The following is a 10,696-nucleotide window of genomic DNA, read 5'->3' as shown; positions in this document are numbered from 1 at the left end:
TTTTCCTCTATACCGGTTAAGATGCTTTAGTCTTATTTCTTCTACATCGGCCAAAGTCAACAAAAATTAAGCCGTATTACCACAGAATTGTAGCCGTAAGATCAGTGTTGAGCGAATCTCACGAAGTTTATCCGACCACTTTGAGTCGATTGATGGCATCCTCAATCGCTTCTGCACTGCCACGGAGAATGATTGTGGCCCCGGGCTGAAGAACAATATCAGGTAGGGGACGGAGGGGTAACTGGCCGGGGCGCTGAATCGGCAGAATCTCGACGTCTTTTAGCTGAGTTTTGATGTGTCCAATGCGCAGCCGGAGGCACGTGAGTTCTCGGTTATAGTGACGGCATGAAGTTTTTGTAGGGCGCGCGTGAACTCTGCGTCAGGATCGGAGTACGCACCGTGATAAAAGCCATGCAGCAAGCCATATCGGTTGTCGCGCGTTTCTTGAAGTCGGCGCAGCACCTTGGCCAGCGGCTCGCCGCTGAGCGTCAGTGCGTGAGCAACGAGCATCATGGCACTCTCTAAGGTTTCCGGGATCACTTCGGTGGCGCCAGCGCGAAGGAGCTCGTCAAGATGCGTATCGTCGCCAGTTCGGCAGAGGATGATGATAGGCGGGTTGAGTGCACGCGCTTCGGTAATGATGGTCATGGCGTCCTGAACGTGATTGAAGCTGACGGCCAGCATGCGTGCTCGTTCTATACCCACCACTTTGAGAATATCGCGACTTGTGGCACTGCCATAGACAATCGATTCGCCGCCGGAAATTGCTTCCTGCACGCGGGTGGCGTCGTTATCAATGGCGATGACCGGATAGCCTGCTTGCTTCATCAAGCGATAAATGATTTGCCCCACACGACCGAAGCCACAAATAATGACATGGTTTTCCATGGCTTGTGCCTGCTGTTCGACGAGTTCGGTTGGCGCAGGTGGGGGGGTATGATGGCCGACAATCGACGGCATGAGGTGTTTTTCCAAGAGTCTGGCGACGGGTTGTGATAACAGCATGGATAGAACACCAGCGGTAATGACAACTGACGACGCATCAGTCTCTAGCAGCTGGTGTTTGAGGGCAAGTGCGATGACGACCAAGCCAAACTCACCAACCTGCTACAAAGCAAAAGCGCTTTGCATCGATGTTCCGAGTGGTGTCTCGAGCCATCGCGCTGCCAATATGATGGCAATCGGTTTGAGGGCAACGAGGGTTGAGAGCAGTATCAGTAGATTACCCAAATGATTGAACACTGCATCGGGTACGACCTGAGCGCCAATTGAAATGAAAAATATGCCAAGCAATAAATCTCTAAATGGACGGATTTCTGCCGCGACTTGAATTCGATATTGGCATTCGCCAAGCATCATGCCCCCGAGAAATGCACCAACCGACAGGGACAACCCAGCCCAGTGGGTGATGCCAGCGACGAGTAGAACAATACTGACAATGCCAAGCATCAGCAACTCATCAGATCGATGCCTGACTAGCTCGTTTAACAGTTTCGGCAACAAGTAGCGCCCACTGATGATCAGACCAGCAAACGCGATAAGGGCTTCGACGAGCATCATGCCAATTTTCAAGACCGGCAGGTTATTTTCTTGACCGAGTTCCGGCAAGATGGCCAGGACGGGTATGGCAATCAGATCCTGAAACAGCAAAATACCCACCACCAACAGTCCGACAGGTTGGTGCAATCGGCCTGATTCTTTGAGATCGTGAACGACCAGGGCTGTGGAGTTAAAAGCCAGTGCGAGCGATACGATGATGGCCTGCTGGAAATCTTGGGTGACAGAATAGAGAAGTGTGGCAAAGATGGCACTCGTCTACATGATTTGCAGCGTACCGACTCCGAACACCTGTCGTTTGAGTGCCACAACTTTGGGCCAAGAGAACTCGAGCCCGAGTGCAAACAGCAGGAATACCAGCCCGAGTTCTCCCATGTACTGCACTGCGGCATCATGCGGCGATACCAACTTGAAAATACCGCCTTGGGTGATCCCAACGATGAGGTAACCGGCGATGGCCGGCAGGTTCAGTCTTCTGAATAGCCAGACGACGGCGAATGCCGTGATAAAAATCACAAGGTATTGGCTAAAATAATCAAGGTGCACCAACACTATCTCCGGCTGTGGACGTATTTCTCCCGTTTGATTTGCCTTGGTGAAAAGCCTTTGTCCATAAGTTGTTTGGCGACATCATCGACCATATTGGGATTGCCACAAAGATAAACGAGATCGTGCTCCGGGTTTGGGGCCAATTGCGTCATTCGATCTTGAACATGCCCTGCGAATTCATCTTTTTCTGTGGGTGCTTGACGCGATAGACAAAGATTGAAATGAAACCACGAGTGGTGGTCGGCAAATTGACGAAACGCATTGGCGTAAAAGGCGTCCCCTTTTTTACGAACGCCGAAGAGCAATTCAATTGTGGTTGGCCCCTCTGCGACTTGCTGCTCCAATACTGATAGCATATTGCGGTATGGTGCCACGCCAGTGCCGGTGGCCACGAGGAAAACTCGCTCAGGCAATGACTTGGGTAGCGTCAAGGCTCCGTATGGGCCGGATATTTGAAGCGAGGTGCCAGGCTCAGAAAGCTTAAGGAACTGGCTGGCCAGACCGTCCGGGAGAATGGTTAGGACAATCGTGATACTGGTCGCGGGGCTGTGATACCTGGCATTGGCAATGCTGTAACTGCGACGAATCACTGCCCCGTCGTGTTCAAAATGAATCGAAATAAATTGACCAGCTTCGTAGGCCATACTCTCTTCAAGTTCAAATGTCACTTCGAGTACGTCCGGGGTTAGCCATGTTTTATGACGAATTGTTGCCTCGATTTGTCGAATCATGGTGGTGTGGCTTTGATGTTTTTGTCAGCTGAGCATAGAGCTTATCACAGGACTGTCGAGGCTAGCTTGAGTATATCCTCGTGATCTGTGCTGACCTGAAATAAGGTATGTCCGCTCGCTTGGTATTTGGCTTCAAATCGAGTGATCGGTTGGATAGGCTGAAACCTGGAAAACTTTGCCGGCACGGACAAGGCCTCGCAGACGAAATGCCACTCTCTTGCATATATTTCCCAGTTGGTTCTTAGGAGCATTGGGCATTGCCACCGTTGGATTTGCGGCCATATCGGGTGCGCATGCCAACGCCTTTTGATGTGTTTCTTTTTGGGCCATGGATTGGGGTAAAAGAAAGTCATTCCGATGGGGCGCCAGTTATCCTGTGCCATTTGCAGCCAGAATTCTTCGGCACGTGCCCGAATGAACAGCACATTGGGCGTGTCATGTATAGATTTTGATAATCGATGGCTCGAAGGATCAATGCCAATCACCAAAACATGTGGATGGCAGCGGGCGAGAAACCGTGTGCTGAGGCCGGTGCCACAGCCGATGTCCAGAATGGTGTCGGGACAGCCCTGTTGAGTCCAGAGCATTCGAGCCTTTTCGTAGGCAATCCGCTGACTATTCGAAATGGGTTTTTGGTATGGATGGTCACAATGGCGCTTTGTAATCGATAAGAGATCAGGATGGATGTCGACTTGGTTACTCAGTACCTGTCTTGATTGGTGCTGTTTATTCAGTGTTGGTTCATTGAGCATTTGGCAATCTTGGGCAGGAGAGTCACACGAGGGAGATCTTAACATGAACCGCATTGCTATTTTGTTGTTCTTTGGACTAGGCCTGTCGGCATTTGCCGCACAACCTGCCAATCAGGCCGCGGGCGTATTGAAATCGGGGCAGCACTCATTTGATCGAAAGACTGTATTGATGCGGACGACAAAATCGGTGACTGTGAATGTGGCGAAGAATATTGCAACCAAAACGGCCAAGCGTATTCAAAAGCCGACACCACGGCCTATGCATTCTGTGGCATCGGCATCGCATATTGAGGTGTTTGATGCGTATGTGCGACTGTTGTCCGACAGAGATGGTGACGGCTTTTATCGGCAATTTCAACTTGATGTTGATGTCGACAGCCTTGGCTATGATACGGAAGTTTATTTGAGGATTTACTATCGCTCTCGAAATTCAGATTGGTTGCTTCTCGATACCAGCGCGCCTTTTTGGGTGCGTGGAGAAAGTGCGCTTGATGTCTGGCAAGCGGTATATACATTAACAGATGGCTTTTTGCCCGATTGGTACGAGCTTGCAATTGACGTGTATGACGCTAATACCGACGAGTGGCTGGCAAGCACTGATAGCACGTTAGATATCGATCTGTACGACGTGCCACTTGAAGATCGATGGGCTGATGGAGATGCAGAAGGCTTTTCTCTGAGCAGTCTCGGAATGCAGCTGAGCATAGACCATGATAGCGATGGTTTCTTCCGGCAGTTTTATATTGATCTCTCAGTGCGTTGGACTGGGGCAAGTCGTCCTATCCGAGCCATTTTGTATAGCCGAGGCTCAGACGGTCAGTGGTACCAAGAAGCGCTCTCGTCAGACGTGCTATTGGTCAACGGGGACAGTGTGACGTTTGAGTTCGACGGGCTATGGGAAAATGGCTACCCCACCGATTATTATGATTTTCTCATTGATCTGGTGGATGTCGATACTGGTGAGAGCTTCATGACGGTTGGGCCGGAAAACTCTGCCCTAGCGCAAGCGCCGATGGAAAGCGCTGATTGGGATGAGCCCAGCTCGACGGTGGTTGTGACAACAACGGTCGGTGGTAGCATCGAGTGGGTTATACTGAGTCTCTTGGGGTTTGTGTCAGTGCTGCGTCGTCGCGCTCGCTGACGGCTTCGGAGATGTCGAATAAGTAACCAATGGCGCCAATTGCGCGGATTCGATTCAACAGTTGAGAATACATGCGGTAGGAATGGGTGCGAATTGGCAGGGCGCGTTGGCGCCATGGTTGCAGATTTTGTTTTGGGGTCGGGACAAAATAGGCTCTAAATATGCGGGTAGGTCTCTGATTCCGAGGTCGTTCGTCGTCCGTCCGCCAATAGGCAGACCAGTCGCCATCGTTATTGAAAACGAAGAGGTCATCGGTCACACCAGAAAATTCATCGCAAGTGGAAAGTTTCCGAGTCCACGCGTTCTGGAGCCAGTTGAGCGTTATGTCTTGTTGGTCAGAAAACATGGAAAACCAAGCCTTGCTGGATCCAGTATAAGCAAGATCAGTGAGTTGCCATTGGTGTGAGCGAAAATGAAAAAACAAGATCCAGGCGGGTAAATGGCCACCAAGAATTTTGCCAGCCATTTCAGCTTCTGCTTCCCATAGCGTGTGATCGGGCAAAACTTCAAGTCGTTCGGCACTATGTGGTAAGGCATCTTCAAAAAATCTTGCTGCGCCGTGTTCGAAATATCGGTGGTCTCGAGTTAACGAGAGCATCATCCGGTCCTTGCTGATGGCTGCCACTCGATACGGCTGATCCGTCAGCGTATATTTTTTAAACCGCTTTTGAAGACGAGGAAAATCGACTCGGACGGTGTCACCAATGTCGGCAGTGATGGGTTCGTTGAAGCGCAACCGAATACCATCAACCGAAACATCGATCGATTGGCCTCGGTAGCGAAGCCCACGAACCGTAAGGTCGACCACCAGTTCTACCGCATATCGGCGATACGCACGTCGATGTTGTCGGTCAAGCCGGATCAACTCGCACTGTGCGTGTGCCTTTTCCGGAAGATGGCTTTGTGATTCGGATTGGGGGGACGGGAGGGCAATCTGCATTGATTGCCAGCCAAGCCACTTTTTGCGTGTTTGTGAGGCTAAGCGGACAGAAATTTCATGAAGTGCCTCACAGGCGGTTTCGACCGTTTCGCTCGAGAGTAGGCTTTGGTGCGGTGACACGATCAGTCGATAAGGGGTGGGCATGTTTGGCGCGTGCTCAAATAGGCAAGCCAAGTTTGGAACACGCCATGGAGGCATAGCGTTGACGGCATTGGTCAGTAATGCTTTCCGTTGTGCGCCTTCATCTTGCAGGCAGACCAAAACAGGATGATATTTGATATGCAATTGACTAAGCGCCTGGGTGTAGAGGCACTCCACCTGATCGGCAACGTCGAGCTTATAGCGAAACTTGTGCTGTTCAATGAACTGTCGAAGTCTTTCCTGAAATAGGGAAGGGGCGTCGAGGGACTGCAGCGCGATGAGTCGATAGTCGGCGTGTTTCTCAATACGCACCACACGATAGGTGACAGGCGCTGATGGGGTACCCAATTTTTTTTCAAGCAATGGGTACTTGATCCAAACGCTGTCGTGCTGGGACAAAGGCATGGGATCGTGTAATTTGATCAAAACCCCTTGTTCAGAAATGGTCACAGAACGGCCTTCTGCAGGCATCGCATGGCCTTTTTGTAAAACAACGGGGGTGCTGAATATCAAGCGCGGCCCGCTGCGGATAGGTCCGCCTTCAATTGGGCGCACCGTGATGCCATCGCATTGTGTGATACCGCCCGGCCAATGGATTGTTGCCTGCGCTCGCTGAGGTGCCTCGATGGACGGTGGTAAATCATTTGTTGAGATTTGGGGTTGCACAATGTTTTCAATCAAGTATAGCCTGTAACCCTTAACGACAAAAAAACGAAAGACTTTAGGGCATCATTATGAGGTATTTGCAGAAATTCACGGCAGTTTTTTTGGCAATGGTGGTCGCGACCAACGTTTTGTCAGCGCCGCCGACATACCAGATACCAAAACATGTCATCAAAGAAGCCACAGAACTGCGCGAGCGCGCATTGCGTGATGATACGGCCTGGCACCTACTGAGCGGGCTGACCACGGAAGTTGGGCCTCGCTTGGCCGGTTCACCAAAAGATACCGAAGCTGTGCAATGGGCGGTCAACTGTTTGAAGAAACTGGCTTTTGATAAGGTGTGGCTTGAAGAAGTCCGATTCCCAAAATGGACGCGTGGTAAAGAAACTGCGCGCTTGATGGCCCCTTTTCAGCAACCACTGCATGTCACGGCGCTCGGATTTTCTGGTAGCACTGGTGAACAAGGCATCACCGCAGAAGTCGTCCATTTCCGGACGCTGGCAGATCTTCAGGCGGTACCAGACGGCGCATTAAAAGGCAAAATTGCCTTCATCAGTCATCGAATGGAGCGTCATCGTGATGGTCACGGTTACGGGCCTGCTGTGGCCGCACGCTCGCAAGGACCCGCTGTGGCGTTGAAAAAGGGCGCAGTTGCCTTGCTCATTCGCTCTATCGGCACCGATAGCAATCGGTTGCCACACACAGGCATGACGCGCTGGAAGCCTGGGCAACCGACCATACCGGCTGCCGCCTTGTCTAATCCTGACGCCGATTTGTTGGTTCGCGTATTTAAGTACGAGCGACCTGTACGATTGCACCTCACTTTGACACCGAAAATTGACCAAGTAGCGGTTTCCCACAATGTGATCGCGCAAATCAATGGAACGGAACGTCCGGACAAAATTATCATTATTGGCGGTCACCTTGATTCTTGGGATCTTGGAACGGGTGCGGTTGACGACGGCGCGGGGGTTGCTATCACGACGGCTGCGGCTCACTTGATTGGCAGCAGTGGGAAACGCCCCAAAAGAAGCGTTAGGGTTGTGCTTTTTGCCAACGAAGAAATGGGGCTTTGGGGCGCCCGCAGCTATGCGGAACGCAACCGTGGTAGTTTGAAAAATCATGTGATAGGCGGGGAATCAGATTTCGGTGCTGGCCCGATCTATGCGTTGAGAACACGGGTCAACCCGAAGGCCAGAGGTTTTTTTGCTCAAGTGATGCCCGTTTTGCGACCATTGGGAATCGAGCTTGGCGACAATGAAGGAAGCGGTGGGCCGGATATGTATCCATTGCGCAGCCAAGGCATGCCTGTGTTCGACTTGGAGCAAGACGGCACCGATTATTTTGATTGGCACCATACCGCAAATGACACGCTCGACAAAATTGACCCAAGGAATATCCGTCAAAATACCGCTGCGTACGCCGCCTTGGTGTGGATTCTAGCCAATACGGAGGTGAGCTTTCGGTAAGCTTCATTGAACGAACAAAAAAGGGCCGTTAGGCCCTTTTTTATTGCCTTTTGACCAATATCAAGGTCGGTCGCTCAGAGTCTGATGTACCATAAAACCAATGGATAAAACAAATGCGAATCGTTTGCATTCGCGTTTGAATTTGTGTATCTTACCTCCCACCTTTTGGGGGTGAACAACATATAGGAGCGTCATCAATGAAAAAATCTATATTGGCCGCATGTATTTTAGCGGGGGTTTCCAGTGTACCTGTTCTGGCGCAAGACGACGCCGATTTGCGCGAAGCGCTGGCGAAGCAGCAAAAGGAAATTGAGACACTTCAAGCGCGTTTGAATGTAGCAGTGGACAAGCTGGACGAAAAGCAGGCAGGCACCGAGTCCAATACTAAAATTGGTGGATATGGCGAGTTACACTACAACAACACAGACGGTGGCGATGAACTTGACGTTCACCGGTTTGTGTTATTCCTCAATCATAAGTTCAGTGACAGCGTCCGGTTTTATTCCGAACTTGAGGTCGAGCATTCACTTGTGGGTGAGGATGGCCCGGGGGAAGTTGAGCTAGAACAAGCCTACATCGCGCATCGGCTTAGCGACACCTCGGTCGCCAAATATGGCCTCTTTTTGGTGCCGGTTGGTATTTTGAACGAAACCCACGAGCCCAACACTTTCTACGGTGTTGAACGCAATCCGGTGGAAAAAAACATCGTACCAACCACTTGGAGGGAAGGGGGTGCGGGCCTTGTCTTGCATCCTAAAGGAGGCTGGCAGTTTGACTTCGCGGTCACAGGTGGCTTGAATGTGCCGACGACGGGTGGTCAAGCCTACTTGGTTCGTGAAGGAAGGCAAAAGGTTGCGAAAGCGAAAGCCGACAATTTGGCTTTTACCGGCCGTGTGAAATTTACTGGCATTGCCGGATTGGAGCTGGCGGCCACAATGCAGTGGCAAGATGACGTCACGCAAGGCGTTGAAGGCGTCGAAGCCACCCTGTTTTCGGCGCACGGCGTCTATAAAAAAGGACCGTTTGAGTTGCGAGCCTTGTACGCCGCTTGGTCATTGGACGGCGCTGGCGCAGAAGCCTTAGGGCGCGATGAGCAGAGCGGTTGGTACATTGAGCCGAGCTACCGTTTGTCAGACAAACTTGGTGTCTTCGCCCGTTACAACGAGTGGGACAATGAGGCTGGGAACTCAGCGGATACGGTGAAGGAGCAAACCGATGTTGGTATTAATTACTGGTTGCACCCGAATGTTGTGCTCAAAGCGGACTACAGCAGTTTCGATGGTGCACTGGATGGTCATGCATTGAACCTCGGTGTGGGTTATGCCTTCTAAACTCGTCAAATGCTCCCGTTTGAAGCGCACAGCCGCTGGCTGTGCGCTCGCATTTTTGTTTTCTGTGGTGACGCACGCGGTGGTTTATATGACACCGTTGGAGTATGCGCGGACAGTCTTTGGGGCGTCTGCCCCAAAATCAAAGGTTGTTTGGTTAGAAGGGAGGATTGCAGAACAGGTCAAAGCGATTCTTGGCCATGAGTACCCTCAGCTCAGAGTGAGGTATTGGCGTCAAGGCAATCGCAGTGTGTGGGCATTGAAGGAAGTTGGCAAGGAAGAATACATCACCGTTGGCATCACCGTAGCTAACGGAGTCATTACCGATGTGCGAGTGCTTGAGTATAGGGAGTCACGGGGTGACGAAGTACGGCATAAATTTTTCACCAAACAATTTTACGGCGTGTATTTGACGCAAAACAACCAGCTCTCCAAACACATTGACGGCATCACGGGCGCGACATTATCCGTGCAGGCCTTGATAAAAGTCTCTAAAATGGCACTTTTGCTGGATCAGGTGACACGTCCGAAGCCTTAGATGAAGAAACGACGTCGTCTTAATTTGATGTGGCAGAGATTTTTCCGAGAGTGGCACCGTCGCCTCGCCATTGTGGCAGGGAGCGTCTTGCTGTATTGGATAGTGACCGGCCTTTTATTAAATCATGCTCACGATTTTTCATTGGACAAGCGGCCAGTGAATCAGGGTTGGCTCTTGGATTGGTATGACATTCAGGCGCCCGACGAAATCGTTTTGGCTAAAGCAGGTGAGCTAATCTGGGTTAAAACGGACGATCTCCTCTGGTTGCCCAAGCAGCAGGTGATGGAGTGCACTGGGCGCATGCTTGGTGCCGGTGTCATGCGTGACGGCTATTGGAGCATATGCGGTTCGGTTTTGTGGCTATTTGACCAGACAGGCAGGGCACTCGAGGAAATCGATTTGGCGACGTTACTTGAGCTCCCCCCGGCTCGAGCAGGGAGTAGTGAAACGGGAGAACTGGTGGTTGAAACCGTTGACCGAAAGCGCTATTTCACGGTCGATGGGTGGGACTGGCATGAAGCGCCAGAGACGTTGCCCGTGCATTGGCAGCGCACTTATCCACTATCACACGAAGCATCCACTTTGTGGCGCAAGCGCTATAGAGCCCATTGGCTAAATTGGGCGCGTGTCGTTCAAGACATGCACAGTGGTCGATTCTTCGGTGCGTTCGGTCTGTGGCTTGTGGATATCGCCTTTTTAATTTTGTGCTTTACCAGTCTCTCGGGGCTATACCTTTGGGCAAAAATGCGCCGCCCGTAATGGTAAATTCTGGCGAAAGGGACTAGGCTAGATGACAGTGATGTCATGATAATGGTTTTGATGAACAATACTCCTTTGGGCTCCCGACGTTATACGCGTCTTTCAATTGTCCACTTTGCTCGGGCAGG

At 51.2% G+C, this 10,696-nt stretch carries 11 protein-coding genes; 5 read left to right on the top strand and 6 right to left on the bottom strand.

Annotated features, from left to right (window positions below; genetic code table 11):
- Positions 1–279 precede the first annotated feature (279 nt).
- Genes D6694_06935 through D6694_06915 form a run of 5 tightly spaced genes read right to left on the bottom strand, consistent with a single transcriptional unit; the run spans position 280 to position 3,643 of the window.
- A complete protein-coding gene (locus D6694_06935; protein ID RMH43543.1) occupies positions 280–1,089 on the bottom strand; it encodes a hypothetical protein in 810 nt (269 codons plus the stop codon).
- 18 nt (positions 1,090–1,107) lie between these two features.
- Positions 1,108–1,806 carry a cation:proton antiporter gene (locus D6694_06930; GenBank protein ID RMH43542.1) on the bottom strand — a complete coding sequence of 233 codons (699 nt, stop codon included), beginning with the start codon at positions 1,804–1,806 and terminating at the stop codon, positions 1,108–1,110.
- Between the two features lie 9 nt (positions 1,807–1,815).
- Complete coding sequence (locus D6694_06925) at positions 1,816–2,130, bottom strand: hypothetical protein (protein ID RMH43541.1); 315 nt, start codon at positions 2,128–2,130, stop codon at positions 1,816–1,818.
- Entirely contained in the window at positions 2,109–2,837 is a 729-nt protein-coding gene (locus tag D6694_06920) for an oxidoreductase (protein RMH43540.1), read from the bottom strand. Before D6694_06920 ends, D6694_06925 begins: the two co-directional genes overlap by 22 nt.
- A 44-nt stretch (positions 2,838–2,881) precedes the next feature.
- A complete protein-coding gene (locus D6694_06915) occupies positions 2,882–3,643 on the bottom strand; it encodes a methyltransferase domain-containing protein (protein RMH43539.1) in 762 nt (253 codons plus the stop codon).
- Between D6694_06915 and D6694_06910 the strand changes: the two genes are divergently transcribed.
- Positions 3,633–4,730, top strand: a complete 1,098-nt coding sequence (locus tag D6694_06910) for a hypothetical protein (protein RMH43538.1) — start codon at positions 3,633–3,635, stop codon at positions 4,728–4,730. The two genes, D6694_06915 and D6694_06910, sit on opposite strands and share 11 nt — an antisense overlap.
- Here the strand turns inward: D6694_06910 and D6694_06905 are convergent.
- Positions 4,678–6,492, bottom strand: coding sequence for a PilZ domain-containing protein (locus tag D6694_06905; GenBank protein ID RMH43537.1), 1,815 nt, complete (start codon positions 6,490–6,492; stop codon positions 4,678–4,680). The two genes, D6694_06910 and D6694_06905, sit on opposite strands and share 53 nt — an antisense overlap.
- Positions 6,493–6,545: 53 nt before the next feature.
- On the opposite strand from D6694_06905, the gene D6694_06900 reads away from it, so the two are divergent.
- The 4 genes from D6694_06900 to D6694_06885 all read left to right on the top strand — a co-directional run bounded on the left by D6694_06900 (position 6,546) and on the right by D6694_06885 (position 10,568).
- The gene (locus tag D6694_06900) at positions 6,546–7,943 is read left to right on the top strand and encodes a peptidase M28 family protein (GenBank protein ID RMH43536.1); all 1,398 of its coding nucleotides are present in this window, start codon (positions 6,546–6,548) and stop codon (positions 7,941–7,943) included.
- 197 nt (positions 7,944–8,140) lie between these two features.
- Entirely contained in the window at positions 8,141–9,274 is a 1,134-nt protein-coding gene (locus tag D6694_06895; protein RMH43535.1) for a porin, read from the top strand.
- Positions 9,264–9,809, top strand: a complete 546-nt coding sequence (locus D6694_06890) for an FMN-binding protein (GenBank protein ID RMH43534.1) — start codon at positions 9,264–9,266, stop codon at positions 9,807–9,809. The genes D6694_06895 and D6694_06890 overlap by 11 nt, the downstream gene beginning before the upstream one ends.
- Positions 9,810–10,568 (top strand): PepSY domain-containing protein, encoded by a 759-nt coding sequence (locus D6694_06885; protein RMH43533.1) that lies wholly within the window; start codon positions 9,810–9,812, stop codon positions 10,566–10,568.
- Positions 10,569–10,696 lie beyond the last annotated feature (128 nt).

The sequence above is a fragment of the Gammaproteobacteria bacterium genome (assembly GCA_003696665.1).
Taxonomy (GTDB): domain Bacteria; phylum Pseudomonadota; class Gammaproteobacteria; order Enterobacterales.
The sequence above is the reverse complement of the archived record's forward strand: the minus strand, read 5'-3'. Positions and strand labels throughout refer to the sequence as shown.